Below are 21,915 nucleotides of genomic sequence, written 5' to 3'. Positions count from 1 at the left end.
CCGTTCCGGCCGCGCGGGGGAGGGCACGACCGGGGCGTCACGCTAGGAGCACCGGGTGTCCGGCGGGTGAACACGGCGTGCCCGGCAGCCGACCCGGCGAGCGGGAGGGCGGCCGGGCACGGCGGGTCGACGGGTCAGTGCCCGACGGGCAGCGGGACGTCGGATTCGGCGGGACGCCGGACGAAGAAGGCCGCGACGATCGCGAGGGAGGCGATGGACGCTCCCCAGACGAAGGCCGAGTGGATCCCGCCGGCCGAGGCCGTGATCTGGTCGGCGCCCTCGCGGGCGAGCGCGGCCGACTGGATCGAGAGCACGGTGACGAACAGCGCCGTGCCGGCCGCGCCTCCGAGCTGCTGCACGGTGCCGATGATGGCGCTGCCGTGCGAGTAGAACTTCGGCTTCACCGAGCCCAGGCCCGCGGTGAACAGCGGAGTGAAGACGAACGCCAGCCCGAGACTCAGCACCACGTGCAGCGACAGGATGAACATCGACGACGAGTTCTCGTCGAGGAAGGTGAAGCCCCAGAGTGCGGCGGCGACGACCACCGAACCGGGAACGAGCAGCACGCGCGGTCCGAATCGGTCGTATCCGCGTCCGACGAACGGCGCCAGCAGGCCCATCAGCAGTCCGCCGGGGAGCAGCAGCAGACCGGTCTCCAGCGGCGTCAGCCCGAGGACGTTCTGCGTGTAGAGCGGCAGCAGGATCAGCGTGCCGAAGAGCGCCGACATGCTGACCGCCATCATCACGATCGCCACGGTGAACCCGCCGGAGGTGAAGGTGCGCAGATCGAGCAGGGCGCGGTCGGTCCGCTGCAGCGAGAGCTGGCGCAGGATGAAGCCGGCGAGGCCCAGGCCCGCGACGACGAACGGCACCCACGGAGCGACGACCGCCTCGCCGCCCTCGCCGAGCGAGCTGAGGCCGTAGACCAGGCCGCCGAAGCCGAAGACCGAGAGCACGACCGAGAGGGAGTCGATCGGGATCTTGCGCGGCTCCGTCACGTTCTCCACCTTGCGGAGGCCCAGGAGCAGCGCGCCGACCGCGATCGGCAGCACGATCCAGAACATCCAGCGCCAGCTGAGGAAGTTGAGGATGACGCCCGAGATCGTCGGGCCGACGGCGGGGGCGACCGAGATCACGATCGAGATGTTGCCCATCATCCGGCCGCGGATCGACGGCGGGACGAGGGTCATCACCGTGGTCATCAGCAGCGGCATCATGATGGCCGTGCCGCCGGCCTGCACGACACGCGCGGCCAGCAGCACCTCGAAGGTGGGGGCCAGCGCGGCGCTGAGCGTGCCGAGGCTGAACAGGGTCATGGCGGCCGCGAAGAGCGTGCGCGTGTGCAGGCGCTGGATCAGGTAGCCGGTGATCGGGATCACGACGGCCATCGTCAGCATGAACGCCGTGGACAGCCACTGGCCCACGTGCGCCTCGACGCCGAAGTCGCGCATGAGGTCGGGCAGCGCCACGCTCATGATTGTCTCGTTGAGGATGACGACGAACGCCGACACCAGCAGCAGGCTGATGACGAGGCGGCTGCGCGGCTCGAGCACGGCGGACGGCGCCGGCGTGCGGTCTCGGGGTGCGGCGGACTCCCGCGTCTCGGGAAGGGTGCGCTCGGTCACAGGGTCTCCGGTCGTGAGGTCGTGCAGGTGTCTGGTGAGGCGGGTGCGAGGTCGCACGGAGGCGACGACGACCTGCTGCGCATCGCGGCGGCGCCGTCGGTGCCGGTCGCGCAGGGCTCGAGGTGTCAGAACCTTCCCAGGTGCCTCCGACATTCCCGATCCGGCGAGATCCGTCGCCGTCCGCGGGATCAGGCCCGCTCGACGACCTCCGCGAAGGCCGACGCGGCACGCTCGGCGTCCTCCGCCGTCGACTCCGCTCCGAAGCTGAACCGCACCGCGGTCTGGGCGACGCGCGGGTCGATCCCCAGCGCGAGCAGCACGTCGGAGGGCTCGTCGCGACCGGCCGCGCAGGCCGAGCCGCTCGAGACCACCACTCCGCGCTCCTCCAGTGCCAGCAGGATCGACTCGCCACTGCGGCCGGGCACGACGTAGGAGGCGATCGACGGCAGTCGGTGCTCCGCCGATCCGGTCGCGGCCGCCCGGGGCGCGAGCGCGGCGACCCTCTCGGCGAAGGCGTCCCTCACCGCGGCGGCACGAGCGGCGCGCGACGGGTCGACCAGCGACACCGCGGTGCCGAGCGCGACGGCGAACGCCACGTTCTCGGTGCCCGAGCGCCGGTCCCGCTCCTGGCCGCCCCCGTGCAGGAGCGGCTCGAACGGCAGCCGACTGCGCAGCATCAGCGCGCCGACCCCCTTCGGAGCGCCGAGCTTGTGCCCCGAGATCGAGACCGCGTCGGCCCCCATCGACGGCAGGTCGATCCAGCCCGCCGCCTGCACCGCGTCGACGTGCAGCGGGATGCGCTGCTCGCGGCAGAGGGCGGCCACGGCCGGCACGTCCTGCACGGTGCCGATCTCGTTGCTGGCGGCCAGGATCGACACGAGCGCGGTCCCCGGCGTCAGCAGAGCGGCCAGTGCCTCGAGGTCCAGTCGACCGACGGAGTCGACCGGCGCCACCACGACCTCGAAGCCCTGCACGCGGCGCAGGAAGTCGGCCGACTCCACCGTCGCCTCGTGCTCGATCGCCGAGATCACGATCCGCCGCTCCCGGGGCGCCCCGAGCGCGAGGCCCTTGACCGCCGTGTTGATCGACTCGGTGCCGCCGGCGGTGAACAGCGTCTCGGAGGCGCGCCCGCCCAGGAACCGTGCGACGCGTCTCCGCGCCTCCTCCAGCGCACGCGCCGCGGCTCCGCCCAGCGCGTGACTGCTCGACGGGTTGCCGAACTCGCCCGTCAGGAACGGCCACATCGCCTCGAGCGCCTCGCGGCGCACGGGCGAGGTCGCCGCGTGGTCGAGGTAGATCACGGAGCAGGCGCCTCGATGTCGATGTCGAGCCCGAGGTCGAGCGAGCGGACGCTGTGCGTGAGCGCGCCGACCGAGATCACGTCGACGCCCGCCTCGGCGATGGCCCGCACCGTCTCGAGGTTCACGCCGCCGCTGGCCTCGACGACCGCCCGGCCGCCGATCAGCGTCACGCCCTGGCGCAGCTGCTCCGGAGTGAAGTTGTCGAGCATGATCGTGTCGGCCCCTCCGGCGAGCGCCGGCTCGATCTGCTCGAGGCGGTCGACCTCGACCTCGATGTGGGTGGTGTGCGGCACAGCGGCCCGCGCCGCCTGCAGCGCGGCCGTCAGGTCGATCCCGCGCTGGGCGAGGATCGCGAGGTGGTTGTCCTTCGCGAGGATCGCGTCCGACAGCGAGGAGCGGTGGTTGCGTCCGCCGCCGCTGCGCACCGCGTGGCGCTCGAACGCGCGGAGCCCCGGGGTCGTCTTCCTCGTGTCGACGATGCGCGCGCGCGTCCCGTCCACCGCCTTCACGTAGTGCGCGGTGAGGGTGGCGATGCCGCTCATCCGCTGCACGAGGTTCAGCGCGACGCGCTCGCCGCGCAGCACGCCGCCGGCGGGACCGTCGATCTCGGCGAGCACGGCGCCCGCGGCGAACGACGCGCCGTCCTCGATCAGCACGCTCGTGCGGATGCGGGAGTCGGCCTGCAGCATCGTGCCGACCAGGACGGCTCCGCCGCTGAAGACCCCCGCCTCGCGGGCGACGAGCCGCGCGGACGCCGTCGCGTCGGCCGGGATCAGCGTCTCGGTGGTGATGTCGCCCCAGGGGGCGTCCTCCTCGAGCGCGAGGGTGACGAGTCGTTCGATGCTCTGACGGGTCAGCACGGCACGGCGACCTTTCTTCTTCCGGCGACGCGGTACGCGGTCGCCTCGGTGAGGGGGTGGTCGGTGCGGTGGTGGGCGCCGCGCGACTCCGATCGGGCGAGGGCCGCCTCGATCAGGGCCCGGCCGCACTCCACGAGGTTCGCGTCCTCGAGAGTGCGGAGCGAGAGGGGGGCCTCGTCGCCGCGGAGCACCGTCCGGGCGCTCTCGAGCCCCGAGACGTCGCGGGACACCCCGGCTCCCGCCCACATCGCCGCCTGCAGCGCCGAGCGGTCGAGGGCGAGCGGAGTGACGGGGCGGGCCGCCGCGGCGGGCGCCGCCGTCGGGGCGGTCACGTCCAGGGCCTCCGCCGTCCGACGGGCGAAGACGACGCCCTCGAGCAGGCTGTTCGAGGCGAGCCGGTTCGCGCCGTGGACGCCGGTGCAGGCGACCTCGCCCACGGCGAACAGGCCGGGGAGGCTCGTGCGCCCGTCGAGATCGGTGGCGACGCCGCCCATCCAGTAGTGCGCGGCCGGAGTCACGGGCACGAGGTCCTCGGCGAGCGAGAGGCCGTTCGCCCGGCAGGCGGCCGAGATGCTCGGGAACCGCTTCGCGAGCACCGCGGGGTCGAGGTGGCGGGCGTCGAGGTGCACGGGCAGGCCGCCCTGGCGGAGCATCCGCTCGGCGATGGCCCGGGCGACGACGTCGCGGGGCGCGAGCTCGGCGTCGGGGTGGACGCCGGTCATGAAGCGCTCGCCGGCGGCGTCGCGGAGCACCGCTCCCTCGCCGCGGACCGCCTCCGAGACGAGGAAGCCGCCCGGCAGCGCGAGCGCCGTGGGGTGGAACTGGTAGAACTCCAGGTCGGCCGCCTCGGCTCCGGCGCGCAGGGCGGCGGCGAGCCCGTCGCCGGTGGCGACCTCGGGATTGGTCGTGTGGCTGAACAGCCGGCCCGCGCCACCGGTCGCGAGGACGACCGCGTCGGCGTCGATCCGCTCGACCGAGCCGTCCCGGAGGACGTCGACGCCCACCACCGCGGGCCCCGGGCGCACGAGATCGACCACGGCGGTGCGCTCGAGCACGGTCACGGGAGCGGCCCGCACGGCCCGCACGAGCGCCTCCTCGATCGCCGAGCCGGTCGCGTCGCCGCCCGCGTGCAGGATGCGCGAGCGCGAGTGCGCCGCCTCGAGTCCGCGGGCGAGGTCCCCGCCGTCGCGGTCGAAGCCGACGCCCCACGCCAGCAGCGCGGCCACGGCGGCCGGCCCCTCGGAGCAGAGAACCTCGACGGCCGAGCGCGAGCAGAGCCCGGCTCCGGCGGTCAGGGTGTCCTCGACGTGCAGGGCGACGGAGTCGTCCGCGGACGTGACCGCGGCGATCCCGCCCTGCGCCCAGCGCGTGCTCGACTCCGCGATCGCGCCCTTGGTGACCAGCACCACCTCGTGGCGGCGCGAGGCGAGCAGCGCGGTCACGAGCCCCGCGATCCCGCTGCCGACGACGACGACCCGCGACACGTCAGGCCGCCGTCGGAGCCGTCGGGCCGGTGGGCGGAACGGCCGCGAGCATCCGCTCGAGCGCGATCTCCGCCTCGGCCTTCACCGAGTCGTCCACCGAGATGCGGTTGTGCACGACGCCGGAGACCAGGCCCTCGAGCACCCAAGCGAGGTAGCCGGGGTGGATGCGGTACATGGTCGAGCACGGGCAGACGACGTCGTCGAGGCAGAAGATCGTGTGCTGCGGGTACTGCACGGCGAGGCGCTGCACCAGGTTGATCTCGGTGCCGATCGCGAAGGTCGTTCCCGCCGGGGCGGCCTGGATCGCCTTCACGATGTAGTCCGTGGATCCGTACTCGTCGGCGGCGTCGACGACCGCCATCGGGCACTCCGGGTGCACGATCACGCGGACACCGGGGTGCTCGGCGCGCGCCTTCTCGATCTGGCCGACGGTGAACCGCTTGTGCACCGAGCAGAAGCCGTGCCAGAGGATCACCTGCGCGTCCAGGAGCGTCTGCACGTCGGAGCCGCCCTGCGCCTTCCGCGGGTTCCACATCGGCATGCGCTCCAGCGGCACGCCCATGGCCTTGGCCGTGTTGCGGCCCAGGTGCTGGTCGGGGAAGAAGAGCACCCGCTGCCCGCGCGCGAACGCGTCCTCGAGGACGGTGGCGGCGTTCGAGGAGGTGCAGACCACTCCGCCGTTCCGACCGCAGAAGGCCTTCAGCGCGGCGGAGGAGTTCATGTAGGTGACCGGGATCAGCGGCACGCGGCCGTCGGCGTCCGGCTCGGTGCCGTAGAGCTCGGTGAGCTCGGCCCACGCGTCCTCGACCGAGTCGATGTCGGCCATGTCGGCCATCGAGCAGCCGGCCGCGAGATTGGGCAGGATCACGGCCTGCTCCGGGCGCGAGAGGATGTCGGCCGTCTCGGCCATGAAGTGCACTCCGCAGAAGACGATCGCCTCGGCGTCCGGACGGCTCTTCGCCGCCTTCGCGAGCTGGAAGGAGTCGCCCACGAAGTCGGCGTACTGCACCACCTCGTCGCGCTGGTAGAAGTGGCCGAGCACGACGACCCGGTCGCCGAGCGTCCGCTTCGCGTCGAGGATGCGGCGGTGCAGCTCGTCGGCGCTCGCCGCGGTGTACTCCTCGGGGAGCCGGCCTTGCACGGGGGCCTCGGCGGGGATCGGATCGGCCTGCGACGCTCCAGGGCCGTAGGCGGGGAAGCCGAGGTCGAACGACCAGGGCGCGTCGGCGAGCTCGGGGGCGCAGGTCTCGCCCGGGGCTCCGCGCTCGATGAGCTGGATGGTGCTGTCGACGGATGTCACGTGTCTCTCCTCGGATGGTGCGGACGGACGGGCGGAGCCGGTGGGTTGCTCAGACCGGCAGCGGCCCGTTGTCGACGAGTGCCACGGACTCGTCGTAGCGGTACAGCCGCGGAGGGCGGTGACGGGTGCCCGCCAGCCTCTGCTCGGTGGGTACCACGGTCTTGGACGCCTCGATGGTGCGGCGGAAGTTCGCCGGGTCGAGGGGCTTCTGCAGGACGGCCTCGTGCACCTCGCGCAGCTGCGCGAGGGTGAAGGTCTCGCCGAGGAAGGCCTGCGCGATGCGGGAGTACTCCATCTTGTTGCGCAGACGCCACAGGGCGTAGGCGACGATCAGCCCGTGATCGAAGGCCAGCTCGAGCGGCAGGTCGGTGCACAGCCAGGTGACGTTCTCGCCCACGATCGCCTCGTCGGCCTCGGAGGTGCGCACGAGAGCCCAGTAGACGATCGAGACCACGCGGCGCTCGCCGGGGGAGCGGTCGGGGCCGCCCACGGCGTAGAGCTGCTCCAGGTAGCGGGGCCCGAGTCCGGTGGTCTCCCGCAGAGTGCGGCGGGCGGCCTCGGCGAGGTCCTCCTCGGCACGGAGCGGGCCGCCGGGGAGCGCCCAGAGGCCCTCGAACGGCTCGCGGATGCGGCGGACGACGGGGATCCAGACGGTGCTCGCCCCGGTCTCGGGGTGCGGGCGCAACGCGAAGATCACGGTCGAGACGGCGAGCCGCGGCAGTGCTTCCTCCATGACGGATCCCTACTAAGAGTCGCACTGACTATAAGTGCTGCCGGGAGCTTAGTGTCACTCCGACCCGAACACCAAACCCTTCGTGCTCTCCGCGAGATGCCACTCCGGAACGGGACACGCCGAGGGAGCCGTACCGAAGTGGCATCTCGGAGGAGAGGACAGCGCACGCGGCACCCCGCTAGGGTGAGCGGACAACCGAATACCGGGCCGCATACGCGACGCGGGAGAGCCGACTCCGTCGGCACCGAAGGAGCAAGCCTCCCCGCCAATCTCTCAGGTCTTGTACCGCGTCGAACTGGCCACTCTGGAAATGCGTCGCGGAGCGACGAGCCGCCTGCGCGGTGCGCTCACTCCGACGAGGCAGCCCACGGTGAAAGCGCCGCTCCGAGCGGCGTGAACCTCTCAGGCATCCCGACAGAGGGGGAGTTCCCACGGCACTGCTGTGCCTCGCACCATCGACCTGTGCGGGCGCGTGCGCAGCACTGCGACGAATTGGAGAACTCATGTCCGAGACCCGAACGACCCTTCCCGCCGAGACCCCCGAGTCGCGCCGCTCCCCGCTGCACGACGTGCACGTGGCGGCCGGCGCCTCCTTCACCGACTTCGCCGGCTGGTGGATGCCGGTGCGCTACTCCGGCGATCTCGCCGAGCACCACGCGGTGCGCACCGCCGCCGGCCTCTTCGACCTCTCCCACATGGGCGAGATCCTGGTCGTCGGCCCCGAGGCGGTGGACGCCCTGGACTACGCGCTCGCGAGCGACCTGAGCGCCGTCGCGGTCGGCCGGGCGAAGTACACGCTCCTGCTCGACCGCACCGGCGGAGTGATCGACGACCTCGTCGTCTACCGCACCGGCGAGGACCGCTTCATGGTCGTCGCGAACGCCTCCAACCGGCACGTGGTCGCCGAGCAGCTGCGCGACCGCACGGCCATGTTCGACTGCGAGCTGTTCGACGAGAGCGACGACGTCGCCCTGATCGCGATCCAGGGCCCGAAGTCGCTCGAGATCCTGCAGAACGTGCAGGGCCTCGCCGTCGAGACCGAGCGGGGAGCGGAGTCGGTGCTCGACACCGACGACGCCGCTCGCCTTCTCGAGGAGCTGCGCTACTACCGCGCGGTGCCCGCGACCTTCGAGGCGCATCCGATCCTCATCGCCCGCACCGGGTACACCGGCGAGGACGGCTTCGAGATCTACGTCGCCCCCGACACCGCCCCCGCCCTGTGGGAGGCGCTCGCCGAGACGGGCGCCGGAGCGGGCCTCGTGCCGGCCGGACTCGCCGCGCGCGACACGCTGCGCCTCGAGGCGGGCATGCCGCTCTACGGCCACGAGCTCTCCCGTGAGATCTTCCCCGCGCAGGCCGGCCTCGGCCGCGTCGTCGCCTTCGGCAAGCCGATCGACTTCGTCGGCCGCGCCGCCAGCGAGGAGGGCCCCGCCGGCGACGCTCCCGTGCTCGTCGGCCTCGTCGGCGAGGGCCGCCGGGCCGCCCGCGCCGACTACCCCGTCTTCTCCGAGAGCGGCGACGAGATCGGAGTCGTCACCAGCGGCGTCCTCTCGCCCACGCTCGGCGTCCCCGTGGCCATGGCCTACGTGGCCCCCGCGCAGGCGCAGCCCGGCACCGTCGTCGCCGTCGACATCCGCGGCAGCCGTCTTCCCATGACCGTCACCGCCCTCCCCTTCTACTCCAGAAAGAAGATCTGACATGGCCGTCCCCTCCGACCTGCAGTACACCTCCGATCACGAGTGGATCGCCGTCGACGGTGACGTCGCAACGGTGGGCATCACGGCCTACGCCGCCGACAAGCTGGGCGACGTCGTCTTCGTCGAGCTGCCCGACGCGGGCTCCCGCGTCGAGGGCGGCAGCGTCGTCGGCGAGATCGAGTCGACCAAGTCCGTCGGCGAGCTGTTCGCGCCGGTCGACGGCGAGGTGCTCGAGGTCAACTCCGGCGTCGTCGACAGCCCCGAGCTGGTCAACTCCGACCCGTTCGGCGAGGGCTGGCTGATCAAGGTGCGCTTCGACGCGCTGCCCGACGGCCTGCTCGACGCCGCGGCGTACGGCGAGCTGGTCGGAGAGTAGATGTCGACCCCCCGCACCCCCTCCGAGTTCGAGTCCCGCCACATCGGGACCGACGCCGACGCTCAGCGGACCATGCTGGCCGCCCTCGGCTACGACTCCGTCGAGGCGCTGGTCACCGCCGCCGTCCCCGAGTCGATCCGCGTCCGCGACCTGGCCCCCGTTCTGCCGGAGCCCGCGACCGAGACCGAGGCGCTCGCCGAGCTGCGCGCCCTCGCGGCCCGCAACACCGTGCGCCGCCCGCTGATCGGCCTCGGCTACCACGGCACGCTCACGCCGGCCGTCATCAAGCGGAACGTCCTCGAGAACCCGAGCTGGTACACGGCCTACACGCCCTACCAGCCCGAGATCGCCCAGGGTCGGCTCGAGGCGCTGATCAACTTCCAGACCATGGTCTCGGACCTCACGGGTCTCGACACGGCCGGAGCCTCGATGCTCGACGAGGGCACCGCCGTCGTCGAGGCGATGCTGCTGACGCGTCGCGCCTCCAAGGCCCGCTCCGACGTCTTCGTCGTCGACTCCGACGCGCTGCCGCAGACCCTGGCGCTGCTGCGCGGTCGGGCGGAGGCGGTGGGCATCCGCGTCGTGGAGCTGCCGCTCTCGCGGACGTCCGCCGCCGACATCCCCGAGTGCTTCGGCGCCCTCGTGCAGTACCCCGGCGCCTCCGGCCACCTCTGGGACCCCTCCGCGGTGCTCGCCGCGGTGAAGGCCCACGGCGGCCTCGGAGTCGTCGCCGCCGACCTGCTCGCCCTCACCCTCGTCCGCTCGCCGGGCGAGCTCGGGGCGGACGTCGCGGTCGGCACCTCGCAGCGCTTCGGCGTCCCGATGGGCTTCGGCGGACCGCACGCCGGGTACCTCGCCGTCCGCAAGGGCCTCGAGCGCCAGCTGCCCGGCCGTCTCGTCGGAGTCAGCCAGGACGCGGACGGGCACCCCGCCTACCGCCTGTCCCTCCAGGCCCGCGAGCAGCACATCCGCCGCGAGAAGGCGACCTCGAACATCTGCACGGCGCAGGTCCTCCTGGCCGTCATGGCCGCGATGTACGCCGTCTACCACGGCCCCGACGGCCTCGCCCGGATCGCGGAGCAGGTGCACTCGCGGGCCGCTCTGCTCGCGCGGCTCCTGCTCGACCGCGGTCACTCCCTCCGCCACGCCGACTTCTTCGACACCGTCTCGGTCGTCGTCCCGCAGGGCGCGGAGGCGGCGGTCGCCCGGGCACGCGAGGCGGGCTTCGACCTGCGCCTCGTCGACGCCGACACGGTGGCCGTCGCGCTCGACGAGACCGTGACGACCGCCGAGGTCGTCGCACTCGCGGTCGCGATCGGCGACCTCGACTCGGCGCACGGCTTCCTCGCCGCATCCGCGCGCTCGATCCCCGTCGCGCTCGAGCGCGCCACCCCGTTCCTCGTGCACCCGGTCTTCAACACCCACCGCAGCGAGACGTCGATGATGCGCTACCTCAAGCGCCTCGCCGACGCCGACTACGCTCTGGACCGCGGCATGATCCCGCTCGGCTCGTGCACCATGAAGCTCAACGCCGCCGCCGAGATGGAGGCGGTCAGCTGGCCCGAGTTCGCGAACCTGCACCCGTTCGCCCCCGAGGCCGACGTGCAGGGCTCGCTCGCGCTGATCGATCAGCTCGAGCGCTGGCTCGCGCACCTCACCGGCTACGACTCCGTCTCGCTGCAGCCCAACGCGGGCTCGCAGGGCGAGCTCGCGGGCCTGCTCGCGATCCGCGGCTACCACCGCGCGCAGGGCGACCTCGAGCGCACCGTGTGCCTCATCCCCTCGAGCGCGCACGGCACCAACGCGGCGAGCGCGGTGCTCGCGGGCATGCGCGTCGTCGTCGTCGCGTGCGACGAGCTGGGCAACGTCGACCTCGACGACCTGCGCGCGAAGATCGCCGCGCACGCGGCGGACCTCGCGGCGCTCATGATCACGTACCCGTCGACGCACGGCGTCTACGAGCACGAGGTCTCCGAGATCTGCCGACTCGTGCACGAGGCCGGCGGGCAGGTCTACGTCGACGGGGCCAACCTCAACGCGCTGCTGGGCTTCGCGCGGTTCGGCGACTTCGGCGGAGACGTCTCGCACCTCAACCTGCACAAGACGTTCTGCATCCCGCACGGCGGCGGCGGTCCCGGAGTGGGACCCGTCGCGGCCAAGGCACACCTCGCTCCGTTCCTGCCCGGGCACCCGCTCGCGCAGCGCCTCGAGCACGCGATCGGCCAGCACGGCGAGACCGTCGTGCACGGCGGCGTCCCGGTCTCGGCCGCGCCCTACGGCAGCCCGGGCATCCTCCCGATCTCGTGGGCCTACGCCCGGATGATGGGCGAGGACGGCCTGCGCGCTGCGACCGGCGCCGCCGTGCTCTCGGCCAACTACGTCGCCGCGCGCCTGCGCGAGCACTTCCCGGTGCTCTACACGGGCGAGAACGGCCTGGTCGCGCACGAATGCATCCTCGACATCCGCCCGCTCACCGCGGCGACCGGAGTGACCGTGGACGACGTCGCGAAGCGCCTCGTCGACTACGGCTTCCACGCCCCCACCATGAGCTTCCCTGTCGCGGGGACGCTGATGGTCGAGCCGACCGAGAGCGAGGACCTCGCCGAGATCGACCGCTTCATCGACGCGATGATCGGCATCAAGGCCGAGGCCGACCGCGTCGGCGCGGGGGAGTGGCCGGTGGACGACAACCCGCTGCGCAACGCCCCGCACACCGCGGAGTGCCTCGTCACGGGCGAGTGGACGCACCCGTACTCGCGCGAGGAGGCGGTCTACCCCGTCCGCTCGCTCGTGCGCGGCAAGTACTGGCCGCCGGTCCGCCGCGTCGACCAGGCCTTCGGCGACCGCAATCTGGTCTGCGCTTGCCCGCCGATCGAGGCCTTCGCCTGATCGGCCGGCAGGTGCGTGTCCGCAACCGAGGCTGAAATGCGGGAGCGGGGCGTTCTGCCCGTCTTCCGCCTCGTCCACCCTCGATTGCGAACACGGACGGTCCTCCCCATGAGGTCGCCGCGGCGTGCAGTCCACGGATCGTCGCTGAACGTGCTCAGGTGAGTGCGCATCCGGCGATCGTGATGCCGTGGAACGCCTCATGCATGTCCTGGCAGGACTCGACGGAGTCGCGACGACGGCGCAGCTCGCTCGCGCCGGAGTCACGGCGCGCGATCTTCGAGCGGCGGTCGACTCCGGAGCCGTCCTTCGGCTGAGACGCGGATGGTTCGCGCTTCCCGCCGTTCCGCTCGACCAGCGCCGCGCCGTCGCAGCCGGCGGCGTTCTCAGCTGCGCTTCGGGCCTGGACGCTCGCGGCCTCTGGGTGCTCGAGACGGGCCGACTGCACGTCGCCGTCCCGCCCCACTCCTCAGAGCGCCGAGCAGGCGACGGCACGGTGCTGCATTGGCGCGCGTGGGAGGGATGCGGTCCTGAGACGTCGTCGCTCGACGGCCTCCGCTCCTCCCTGCTCCATCTGCTCGCCTGCGTCGACGGCGAGAACGCCCTCATGACGTTCGACAGCGCCGTGAACTCGGGCGCGATCGCGCTCGATGATCTCCTCGCACTGCGCGGTCTCGCTCCCACCGGCAAGCAGTGGGTGTTCGACGAGGTGGACCCCTTGTCCCAGTCCGGTCTGGAGACGAGGGTGCGCCGATGCGGTCGCCGGTTGGGCGTCCGCGTGAGGTCGCAGGTGCCGATCCCCCGAGTGGGGCGGGTCGACGTCCTTCTGGGGGAGCGGCTCGTGTTCGAGCCCGATGGCCGTGCATTCCACTCCGGCTCCCACCAGCTCGAGGAGGACTACCGGCGGAGCCTCGAGCTGGCGGCTCAGGGGTACCTCTGCATCCGGCTCTCGACCCGTCAGATCATCGCCTCGTGGGAGCGGACCGAAGACGTCATCAGGGGTCTCGTCCAGCGCAAGGAGCACCTCTGGTCCGGTCGGCAGCACGGTGAGCGTCGGTAACCGAGGTCGATCCGCGGCAGAAGACGGTCAGACCCTGCCTCCCACGCTCTGAACCTCGGTTGCGTACGGGCTCCAGCTAGGAAGCGGGCTCCGGCGCCGCGAACAGCTCCGGCCAGAGCGCCACCGCCAGCGGGTACCCCACGAACGACACGATGTCGATGATCGAGTGCGCGATCACCAGGGGCAGCGTCCGCCCGAACCGCTGGTAGAACAGTCCGAACACCACGCCCATGATCACGTTGCCGAGGAACGGCCCGATGCCCTGGTACAGGTGGTAGCTGCCCCGCAGCAGCGCGCTGGCGAACAGGATCCGCCACCGTCCCCAACCGAGGTCGCCCAGCCGCGCGAAGAGGTAGCCGACCACGATCACCTCCTCCTGGATCCCCGCCCGGATCGCCGAGAGGATCAGCACGGGCACGGTCCACCAGTACGCGTCCAGCGGCGAGGCGACGACCGCCACCGTCACGCCCAGAGCTCGACCCAGGGCGTAGAGCGCGATCCCCGGGGCGCCGATCGCGATCGCGAGCACGGTCCCGGTGCCGAGATCGCGCAGAGGGTGCCGCAGATCCAGTCCCAGCCGCCCCAGCGGCCGTCCGGTGCTCTGCCAGAGCAGGAATGCGCAGAGCGCCACCGGCACCAGGTCGAAGAACAGCGCGAGCAGCTGGTAGACCAGATCGAACGCGGGGCGGTCGCTGAGCGCTCCGTTCAGCGTCGCCGTCTGCTCCGACAGCGCGACGTCTCGGGTGAGACGGTTGGTGATCGACACGACGGAGTAGATCGCGGAGGCGCCGAGCGAGAGCCCCAGGACGAGCAGGATCTCGATCCCGATCCGCCCTCGTGGCTGCATGGATCCTGTCAGCGCGGTGGACACTGCGTGGGCCTCCTCTGAATCGATGCATTGCGTGGGGACGGTCCATCACGCAGGTTTCGTGCGGAAAGGCGCAAGGATTCCACCTCCCGGTTACCGCTGTGTAACGGTTTCCACATGCTTTTGTGCAGATAGCGAGCCGATACATAGTCTCGTCGATGGCACTAGCGCGGGGGCCAACAGTCTCCCGTGCGCCGACGCCGTCGCTACGCGCGCGGCCACCACAGCATCCGGGAAATCACTTCCCGTGCGCCCTCACACCACTGGAGGAATAGTGAAAATCAGACGTTTCGGCCTCGGAGCTCTGGCGCTCGTCGCCGCGAGCACCCTGGTCCTCGCCGGCTGCAGCAGCTCGAACGACGACGGCGGGGGAGATGCGGCCGGAGACTCCGCCGCGATCATCCTCACCAACGGCTCCGAGCCGCAGAACCCGCTGGTCCCGACCAACACCAACGAGGTGGGCGGCGGCAAGATCCTCGACGAGATCTTCGCCGGTCTCTACTACTACGACGCCGAGGGCGCGGCGCAGCCCGACCTGGCCGAGTCGGTCGAGTCGGACGACGCGCAGAACTACACCATCACGATCGAGTCGGGCCGCACCTTCACCAACGGTGAGGAGATCACGGCCCAGTCGTTCGTCGACGCCTGGAACTACGGCGCGAAGTACTCCAACGAGCAGCTCCAGAGCTACTTCTTCGAGGACATCGAGGGCTTCAGCTACGACGAGGACACCGAGCTGACCGGCCTGAAGGTCGTCGACGACACGACGTTCACCGTCGCGCTCACGGCTCCCAAGTCGGACTTCCCGCAGCGTCTGGGCTACTCGGCCTACTACCCGCTGCCCAGCGTCGCCTACGACGACATGGACGCCTTCGGTGAGAACCCGATCGGCAACGGCCCGTACATGCTCGACGGCGAGGGCGCGTGGCAGCACGACGTCCAGATCGACCTGGTCGTGAACCCCGACTACGACGGACCCCGCGTCCCGGTCAACGGCGGCATCACCATCACGTTCTACGCGACCCAGGACGCGTCGTACGCCGACCTGCTCGCCGGCAACGTCGACGTGATCGACCAGATCCCGGACTCCGCGTTCGGCACCTTCGAGAGCGACCTCGGCGACCGCGCGGTCAACCAGGCCTCCGCCGTCTTCCAGTCCTTCACGATCCCGGAGCGCCTCGAGCACTTCAGCGGTGAAGAGGGCAAGCTGCGCCGTCAGGCCATCTCCATGGCCTTCGACCGCGAGCAGATCACCGACGTCATCTTCGAGGGCACCCGCACCCCCGCCTCCGACTTCACCTCCCCGGTGATCGACGGCTGGAGCGACTCCCTCGAGGGCGCCGAGGTGCTCGAGTACAACCCCGACGAGGCGAAGAAGCTGTGGGCCGAGGCCGACGCGATCTCCCCGTGGACGGGCACCTTCTCGATCGCCTACAACGCCGACGGCGGCCACCAGGGCTGGGTCGACGCCGTGTCGAACGCGGTCAAGAACACGCTCGGCATCGACGCGGTGGGCGAGGCCTACCCGACCTTCGCCGAGGCGCGCACCAAGATCGTCGACCGTTCGATCGAGACCGCGTTCCGCACCGGATGGCAGGCCGACTACCCGGGTCTGTACAACTTCCTGGGCCCGCTGTACGCGACCAACGCCTCGTCGAACGACGGTGACTACTCGAACCCCGAGTTCGACCAGCTCCTGGCCGACGGCTCGGCCGAGACCGACCTCGCGACCGCGAACGAGGACTACCAGAAGGCTCAGGAGGTCCTGCTCCAGGACCTGCCCTCGATCCCGCTCTGGTACGCCAACGTGACCGGCGGCTACAGCGAGACCGTCTCCGACGTAGAGTTCGGGTGGAACTCGGTTCCGCTGTTCTACCAGATCACCAAGAGCTGACATCAGACACGACGGGCGCTTCGCCCGTGGGGACGGCACGACCGTTCCCACGGGCGGAGCGCCTTGTTCGGTCACGATCGAATGAGGTCCACCATGCGACACCGGAACAGGCAGGGCTGACGTGCTCGCCTACATCGTCCGACGCATCCTGCAAGCCGTCCCCGTCCTGATCGGGACGACCTTCCTGATCTACTTCATGGTCTTCGCCATGCCGGGGAACCCCCTCCTCGCCCTCTTCGGCGACAAGACCCCGAACGCCGCGCTCCTCGCGCGCCTCGAGGAGCAGTACCACCTGAACGAGCCGTTCATCGTGCAGTACCTCTACTACCTCGGCGGCGTCGTCCGCGGCGACTTCGGCATCTCCTTCTCCGGGCAGTCGGTGAACGACATCCTCGCCCGCACGTTCCCGGTCACGCTCACCCTCGCCATGATGGCGATCATCATCGAGATCGTCGTCGCTCTCACGATCGGCCTGATCAGCGGACTGCGGAAGGGCTCGTTCTTCGACGCCAGCGCGCTCGTCGTCAGCCTCCTGCTCGTGTCGGTGCCGATCTTCGTCCTGTGCTTCATCGCGCAGTCCTTCTTCGCCGTGCAGCTGGGCTGGTTCTCGCCCACGGTCGGCGGGTCGCCGACGTTCGAGCGGCTCCTGCTGCCCGCCATCGTGCTCGCGCTCTTCGTGGTCGCCTCCGCGATCCGCCTCACGCGCGGCTCGGTCATCGAGACCGCCGGCTCCGACTTCGTCCGCACCGCCTACAGCAAGGGCCTCTCGCGCAAGCGCGTCGTGCCCGTGCACATCCTGCGCAACTCGCTGATCCCGGTGACGACCCAGTTCGGCGCCGACTTCGGCCTGCTGATCGTCGGCGCGACGGTCACCGAGGGCATCTTCAACGTTCCCGGAGTCGGGAACACGCTCTACCAGGCGATCATCCGAGGGGAGCGGCCGACCGTCGTCTCCTTCGTCACGGTCATGGTGCTGTTCTACCTCGTGGTGAACATCCTCGTCGACCTGCTCTACGCCGTACTCGACCCGAGGATCCGCTATGCCAAATGAGATGAACCGCGACGCCCCCCGTCGCATCGATCACTTCGTGGCACCGCTCGAGGAGACGCCGATCGCCTCGGTCGACGCCGTCTCGCTCGACGAGAAGCCCAGCAACCTGTGGACCGACGCCTGGCAGGACCTGCGCCGCCGACCGATGTTCTGGATCTCGGGCGCGATGATCGTGCTGATCGTCGCGGTCGCGCTGCTCCCCACCCTCTTCACCTCCGTCGACCCGCGGGCGTGCGACCTCGGCTTCAGCAACCAGGGCCCCGGCGACGGCAGCGTCCTGGGCTTCACGAAGCAGGGCTGCGACGTCTACGCCCGGATCATCCACGGCACGTCGACCTCGCTCACGGTGGGCCTCATCGTCATCCTGATCACCACGATCACGGGTGTCATCGGAGGCGCGCTCGCCGGCTTCTTCGGCGGCTGGGTCGACACCGTCATCATGCGCGCGGGCGACATCTTCTTCTCGATCCCCTACATCCTCGCCGCCGTCGTGATCATGTCGGTCTTCTCGGCGCACCGGAACGTGTTCGTCATCGCCCTGGCGATCGGCGCGTTCGCGTGGCCGACCACGGCCCGCGTCCTCCGCTCCGAGGTGCTGCGGGTGAAGCAGTCGGACTTCGTCGGGGCCGCGACCGCCACGGGCCTGTCCCGCATGGCGATCCTGTTCCGCCACGTCATGCCCAACTCCATCGCCCCCGTCATCGTCGTCACGACGATCTCGCTCGGTGCGGCCATCACCGCGGAGGCGACCCTGTCGTTCCTCGGTGTCGGCCTCCCCGGCTCCGTGATGTCGTGGGGCAACGACATCAGCCAGGCCCAGCGCGACCTGCGGACCAACCCGCAGACGCTGATCTACCCGTCCGCCGCGCTGACCATCACCGTGCTGAGCTTCATCCTCATGGGCGAGGCCCTGCGCGACGCGCTCGACCCGAAGGCGAGGGCCCTCCGATGACCGACTCGACCACTCCGAAGGGGCCGCTGCTCCAGGTCACCGACCTCGAGGTCGGCTTCCAGACCGGCAGCGGCCTGGTGCCCGCCCTGCGCGGCGTCAGCCTCACGATCGAGCACGGCCAGACCGTCGCCATCGTGGGGGAGTCGGGCTCGGGCAAGTCGACGACCGCCGCGGCGATCATCGGCCTGCTCCCCGGCTCCGGCAAGGTGACCGGCGGCTCCGTGCTCTTCGACGGGAAGGACCTCGCGAAGGCGACCCGGCCCGAGCTCGAGGACATCCGCGGCCGCCGCATCGGCTACGTCCCGCAGGATCCGATGTCGAACCTGAACCCGGTGTGGTCGGTCGGCTTCCAGGTCGAGGAGACCATCCGCGCGAACGGTCTCGCGACCGGCCGCAAGGAGGTGCGCGCCAAGGCGATCGAGGTGCTGCAGAACGCCGGCCTCGCCGACGCCGAGAAGCGCCTGAAGCAGTTCCCGCACCAGTTCTCCGGAGGCATGCGCCAGCGCGTGCTGATCGGCATCGGCCTGGCCGCGGCCCCGCAGCTCCTCATCGCCGACGAGCCGACCTCGGCCCTCGACGTGACGGTGCAGCGGCGGATCCTCGACCACCTCGAGACTCTGACGAGGACCGACGGAACCGCGCTGCTCTTCATCACCCACGACCTGGGCCTCGCCGCCGAGCGCGCCGAGAAGCTCATCGTGATGTACAAGGGCCGCATCGTCGAGTCCGGCGCCTCGGTCGAGGTGCTGCAGAACCCGCAGCACCCCTACACGCAGCGCCTGATCGCCGCGGCTCCGAGCCTCGCGTCGCGCCGCATCCAGTCGACGGCCGGAGCCGCGAAGGAGTCGGTGCCCGGCGAGTCCGCCGCCGTCGCCGAGGTCGACCTCGTCCGCGCGGCGGGCACCCACGCGGGAGCCCCCACGACGACGAAGCCGATGATCGAGATCGAGAACCTCACCAAGGTGTTCAAGATCCGCCGCGGCGGGCTGAAGGCCGAGGACTTCACGGCCGTCGACGACGTCTCGTTCTCGATCCCCAAGGGCACCACCACCGCCCTCGTCGGGGAGTCGGGCTCGGGCAAGTCGACGATCGCGCGCCTCGTGCTCGGCCTCGAGACGGCCACCAAGGGGGCCATCTCGATCGACGGTCGCCGCACCGAGAAGCTCCGCGGCAAGGAGATGCTCGCGCTGCGCCGCTCGATGCAGCCGGTGTTCCAGGACCCGTACGGCTCGCTCGACCCGCTGCACAACATCGGCAACACGATCTCGGAGCCCCTCCGGGTGCACAAGGTCGGCGATCGCGCCTCGCAGCGCGAGCGCGTCTTCGAGCTGCTCGACCAGGTGTCGCTCCCGCGCGTCATCGCGGGCCGCTACCCGAACGAGCTCTCCGGCGGGCAGCGCCAGCGCGTCGCCATCGCGCGGGCGCTGGCACTCAAGCCCGAGATCGTCGTGCTCGACGAGGCCGTCTCGGCGCTCGACGTGCTCGTGCAGGCGCAGATCCTCCGCCTGCTCGCCGATCTGCAGGCCGAGCTCGGGCTGACCTACCTGTTCATCACGCACGACCTCGCCGTGGTCCGCGTCATCGCGGACGACGTCTGCGTGATGCAGAAGGGCCGCATCGTCGAGCACGCGCCGACCGACACGGTGTTCGACTCGCCGCAGCAGCAGTACACCCGCGAGTTGCTCGAGGCGATCCCCGGCGCCGGGATCGAGTTCGCGGTCTGATCCACCGCCGCGAGGGCCCCGTTCCGCGCCCGAGAATCCCGCTTCCCGCGGGGTGATCGGGCCGGATCGGGGCCCTCCGTCGTTCCGGAGCGCGCCTGCGGTACGATGGAGGGTCCCCCTTACTGCACGAGAACACGAGACGAGTCCGTTCACATGGCAAGTGCCACCCGCTCCGACCTGCGCAACGTCGCGATCGTCGCCCACGTCGACCATGGCAAGACCACTTTGGTCGACGCCATGCTCAAGCAGACGAACTCCTTCGATGCGCACGCCCACGTGGACGAGCGCGCGATGGACTCGAACGAGCTCGAGCGCGAGAAGGGCATCACGATCCTCGCGAAGAACACCGCGGTCTCGTACCGCGGCAAGCACGCGACCGAGGGCCCCATCACGATCAACGTGATCGACACCCCGGGTCACGCCGACTTCGGCGGCGAGGTCGAGCGCGGCCTCTCGATGGTGGACGGCGTCTGCCTCCTCGTCGACGCGTCCGAGGGCCCCCTCCCGCAGACCCGCTTCGTGCTCCGCAAGGCGCTCGAGGCCAAGCTGCCCGTGATCCTCCTGGTCAACAAGACCGACCGTCCGGATGCGCGCATCGACGAGGTCGTCGCCGAGAGCCAGGACCTCCTCCTCGGCCTCGCCTCCGACATGGCGGACGACGTCCCCGACCTCGACCTCGACGCGATCCTCGACGTGCCCGTCGTCTACGCCTCCGGCAAGGCGGGCCGCGCGTCCTCCAACAAGCCCGAGAACGGCACGCTGCCCGACGCCGAGGATCTCGAGCCGCTCTTCGAGGCGATCCTCAAGCACATCCCTGCGCCGACCTTCGACGACGAGGCGCCCCTCCAGGCCCACGTCACGAACCTCGACGCCTCGCCGTTCCTCGGCCGCCTCGCGCTGCTGCGCGTCTTCAACGGCAACATCAAGAAGGGCCAGACAGTCGCCTGGGTGCACCACGACGGCACGCACACCAACGCCCGCATCACCGAGCTCCTGATCACGAAGGCGCTCGACCGCTACCCGGCCGAGTCCGCCGGCCCCGGCGACATCGTCGCGATCGCGGGCTTCCCCGAGATCACCATCGGCGAGACCATCGCCGACCCGGAGGACATCCGCCCGCTGCCGGCCATCACGGTCGACGACCCGGCGATCTCGATGACCATCGGCACCAACACCTCGCCGCTCGTCGGCAAGGTCAAGGGCCACAAGCTCACCGCGCGCATGGTCAAGGACCGCCTCGACCGCGAGCTCATCGGAAACGTGTCGCTCAAGGTCCTCGACATCGGCCGCCCCGACTCGTGGGAGGTCCAGGGCCGAGGCGAGCTCGCGCTGGCGATCCTCGTCGAGCAGATGCGCCGCGAGGGCTTCGAGCTCACCGTCGGCAAGCCCCAGGTGGTCACCCGCCAGGTCGACGGCAAGACGCACGAGCCGTTCGAGCACCTGACCATCGACGCTCCGGAGGAGTACCTCGGCGCGATCACGCAGCTCCTCGCCGCGCGCAAGGGCCGCATGGAGAACATGGCGAACCACGGCACCGGCTGGGTCCGCATGGAGTTCATCGTCCCCTCGCGCGGTCTGATCGGCTTCCGCACCGAGTTCCTCACCACCACGCGCGGCACCGGCATCGCGAACGCGATCCTGCACGGCTACGAGCCGTGGGCGGGCGCCATCGTCACCCGCAACAACGGCTCGATCGTCGCCGACCGCACCGGTGTCGTCACTCCGTTCGCGATCATCGCGCTCCAGGAGCGCATGACCTTCTTCGTGAACCCCACGGAGGAGGTCTACGAGGGCATGGTCATCGGCGAGAACTCGCGCAACGACGACATGGACGTGAACATCACCAAGGAGAAGAAGCTGACCAACATGCGTCAGTCCACCTCCGACACGTTCGAGTCGATGACGCCCTCGCGCCAGCTGACGCTCGAGGAGTGCCTCGAGTTCGCCCGCGAGGACGAGTGCGTCGAGGTCACCCCCGAGATCGTCCGCATCCGCAAGGTCGAGCTCGACGCCAACGCGCGCGCCCGCCAGACCAGCCGTCTGAAGAAGCAGGGCTGATCCCGCCGGGCGCCCCGCGCGCCCGCTCGGCTCGAGACCGGTCGGA

Annotated in this window: 16 protein-coding genes and 1 riboswitch; of the genes, 9 read left to right on the top strand and 7 right to left on the bottom strand. The window is 70.8% G+C overall.

The window, feature by feature from the left end; genetic code table 11:
- Window positions 1-134: 134 nt before the first annotated feature.
- From LRG51_RS04750 to LRG51_RS04725, 6 genes are all read right to left on the bottom strand, one after another.
- Complete coding sequence (locus tag LRG51_RS04750) at window positions 135-1,625, bottom strand: DHA2 family efflux MFS transporter permease subunit (protein WP_442966652.1); 1,491 nt, start codon at window positions 1,623-1,625, stop codon at window positions 135-137.
- Between the two features lie 188 nt (window positions 1,626-1,813).
- Complete coding sequence (locus LRG51_RS04745) at window positions 1,814-2,926, bottom strand: cysteine desulfurase family protein (protein WP_230671429.1); 1,113 nt, start codon at window positions 2,924-2,926, stop codon at window positions 1,814-1,816.
- Complete coding sequence (nadC, locus tag LRG51_RS04740) at window positions 2,923-3,786, bottom strand: carboxylating nicotinate-nucleotide diphosphorylase (protein WP_230671427.1); 864 nt, start codon at window positions 3,784-3,786, stop codon at window positions 2,923-2,925. Before nadC ends, LRG51_RS04745 begins: the two co-directional genes overlap by 4 nt.
- The gene (gene nadB, locus LRG51_RS04735; protein WP_230671425.1) at window positions 3,780-5,270 is read right to left on the bottom strand and encodes an L-aspartate oxidase; all 1,491 of its coding nucleotides are present in this window, start codon (window positions 5,268-5,270) and stop codon (window positions 3,780-3,782) included. The genes nadC and nadB overlap by 7 nt, the downstream gene beginning before the upstream one ends.
- Window position 5,271: 1 nt before the next feature.
- A complete protein-coding gene (gene nadA, locus LRG51_RS04730; protein ID WP_055788466.1) occupies window positions 5,272-6,570 on the bottom strand; it encodes a quinolinate synthase NadA in 1,299 nt (432 codons plus the stop codon).
- Window positions 6,571-6,619: 49 nt separating this feature from the next.
- Window positions 6,620-7,303 carry an NUDIX hydrolase gene (locus LRG51_RS04725; protein ID WP_230671423.1) on the bottom strand — a complete coding sequence of 228 codons (684 nt, stop codon included), beginning with the start codon at window positions 7,301-7,303 and terminating at the stop codon, window positions 6,620-6,622.
- 211 nt (window positions 7,304-7,514) lie between these two features.
- Window positions 7,515-7,601, top strand: a riboswitch (glycine riboswitch).
- A gap of 205 nt (window positions 7,602-7,806) precedes the next feature.
- Between LRG51_RS04725 and gcvT the strand changes: the two genes are divergently transcribed.
- The 4 genes from gcvT (at window position 7,807) to LRG51_RS04705 (ending at window position 13,322) form a co-directional block, all read left to right on the top strand.
- Complete coding sequence (gene gcvT / locus LRG51_RS04720; RefSeq protein ID WP_230671421.1) at window positions 7,807-9,000, top strand: glycine cleavage system aminomethyltransferase GcvT; 1,194 nt, start codon at window positions 7,807-7,809, stop codon at window positions 8,998-9,000.
- 1 nt (window position 9,001) lies between these two features.
- On the top strand, window positions 9,002-9,376 hold the full coding sequence (gcvH, locus tag LRG51_RS04715; RefSeq protein ID WP_055788475.1) for a glycine cleavage system protein GcvH: 375 nt from the start codon (window positions 9,002-9,004) through the stop codon (window positions 9,374-9,376).
- Complete coding sequence (gene gcvP / locus LRG51_RS04710; RefSeq protein WP_230671419.1) at window positions 9,377-12,265, top strand: aminomethyl-transferring glycine dehydrogenase; 2,889 nt, start codon at window positions 9,377-9,379, stop codon at window positions 12,263-12,265.
- Between the two features lie 199 nt (window positions 12,266-12,464).
- Window positions 12,465-13,322 (top strand): type IV toxin-antitoxin system AbiEi family antitoxin domain-containing protein, encoded by an 858-nt coding sequence (locus tag LRG51_RS04705; protein WP_230671417.1) that lies wholly within the window; start codon window positions 12,465-12,467, stop codon window positions 13,320-13,322.
- 76 nt (window positions 13,323-13,398) lie between these two features.
- Here LRG51_RS04705 and LRG51_RS04700 read toward each other — a convergent pair whose 3' ends face one another.
- Window positions 13,399-14,169: a CPBP family intramembrane glutamic endopeptidase gene (locus LRG51_RS04700; RefSeq protein WP_230671415.1), complete on the bottom strand. Its 771-nt coding sequence runs from the start codon at window positions 14,167-14,169 to the stop codon at window positions 13,399-13,401.
- Window positions 14,170-14,464: 295 nt separating this feature from the next.
- Between LRG51_RS04700 and LRG51_RS04695 the strand changes: the two genes are divergently transcribed.
- From LRG51_RS04695 to typA, 5 genes are all read left to right on the top strand, one after another.
- Window positions 14,465-16,084, top strand: a complete 1,620-nt coding sequence (locus tag LRG51_RS04695) for a peptide ABC transporter substrate-binding protein (RefSeq protein WP_055788491.1) — start codon at window positions 14,465-14,467, stop codon at window positions 16,082-16,084.
- A gap of 121 nt (window positions 16,085-16,205) precedes the next feature.
- Window positions 16,206-17,135 (top strand): ABC transporter permease, encoded by a 930-nt coding sequence (locus LRG51_RS04690; RefSeq protein ID WP_055788494.1) that lies wholly within the window; start codon window positions 16,206-16,208, stop codon window positions 17,133-17,135.
- Window positions 17,125-18,087 (top strand): ABC transporter permease, encoded by a 963-nt coding sequence (locus tag LRG51_RS04685; RefSeq protein WP_055788497.1) that lies wholly within the window; start codon window positions 17,125-17,127, stop codon window positions 18,085-18,087. Before LRG51_RS04690 ends, LRG51_RS04685 begins: the two co-directional genes overlap by 11 nt.
- Entirely contained in the window at window positions 18,084-19,811 is a 1,728-nt protein-coding gene (locus LRG51_RS04680) for a dipeptide ABC transporter ATP-binding protein (RefSeq protein WP_107574895.1), read from the top strand. The genes LRG51_RS04685 and LRG51_RS04680 overlap by 4 nt, the downstream gene beginning before the upstream one ends.
- 153 nt (window positions 19,812-19,964) lie before the next feature.
- Window positions 19,965-21,869 carry a translational GTPase TypA gene (gene typA, locus LRG51_RS04675; RefSeq protein WP_055788504.1) on the top strand — a complete coding sequence of 635 codons (1,905 nt, stop codon included), beginning with the start codon at window positions 19,965-19,967 and terminating at the stop codon, window positions 21,867-21,869.
- Window positions 21,870-21,915 lie beyond the last annotated feature (46 nt).

Origin of the sequence: Rathayibacter sp. Leaf248, from assembly GCF_920939495.1 — a bacterium.
Taxonomy (GTDB): Bacteria; Actinomycetota; Actinomycetes; order Actinomycetales; family Microbacteriaceae; genus Rathayibacter; species Rathayibacter caricis.
This window is presented reverse-complemented; position numbering and strand designations above follow the sequence as displayed.

What these genes read in the sequence shown, in the direction of transcription:
- LRG51_RS04700 (WP_230671415.1), bottom strand. Translation starts at nt 14,169, where the DNA reads ATGCAGCCACGAGGGCGGATCGGGATCGAGATCCTGCTCGTCCTGGGG.
- LRG51_RS04680 (WP_107574895.1), top strand. Translation starts at nt 18,084, where the DNA reads ATGACCGACTCGACCACTCCGAAGGGGCCGCTGCTCCAGGTCACCGAC.
- gcvH (WP_055788475.1), top strand. Translation starts at nt 9,002, where the DNA reads ATGGCCGTCCCCTCCGACCTGCAGTACACCTCCGATCACGAGTGGATC.
- LRG51_RS04685 (WP_055788497.1), top strand. Translation starts at nt 17,125, where the DNA reads ATGCCAAATGAGATGAACCGCGACGCCCCCCGTCGCATCGATCACTTC.
- LRG51_RS04725 (WP_230671423.1), bottom strand. Translation starts at nt 7,303, where the DNA reads ATGGAGGAAGCACTGCCGCGGCTCGCCGTCTCGACCGTGATCTTCGCG.
- gcvP (WP_230671419.1), top strand. Translation starts at nt 9,377, where the DNA reads ATGTCGACCCCCCGCACCCCCTCCGAGTTCGAGTCCCGCCACATCGGG.
- typA (WP_055788504.1), top strand. Translation starts at nt 19,965, where the DNA reads ATGGCAAGTGCCACCCGCTCCGACCTGCGCAACGTCGCGATCGTCGCC.
- LRG51_RS04705 (WP_230671417.1), top strand. Translation starts at nt 12,465, where the DNA reads ATGCATGTCCTGGCAGGACTCGACGGAGTCGCGACGACGGCGCAGCTC.
- gcvT (WP_230671421.1), top strand. Translation starts at nt 7,807, where the DNA reads ATGTCCGAGACCCGAACGACCCTTCCCGCCGAGACCCCCGAGTCGCGC.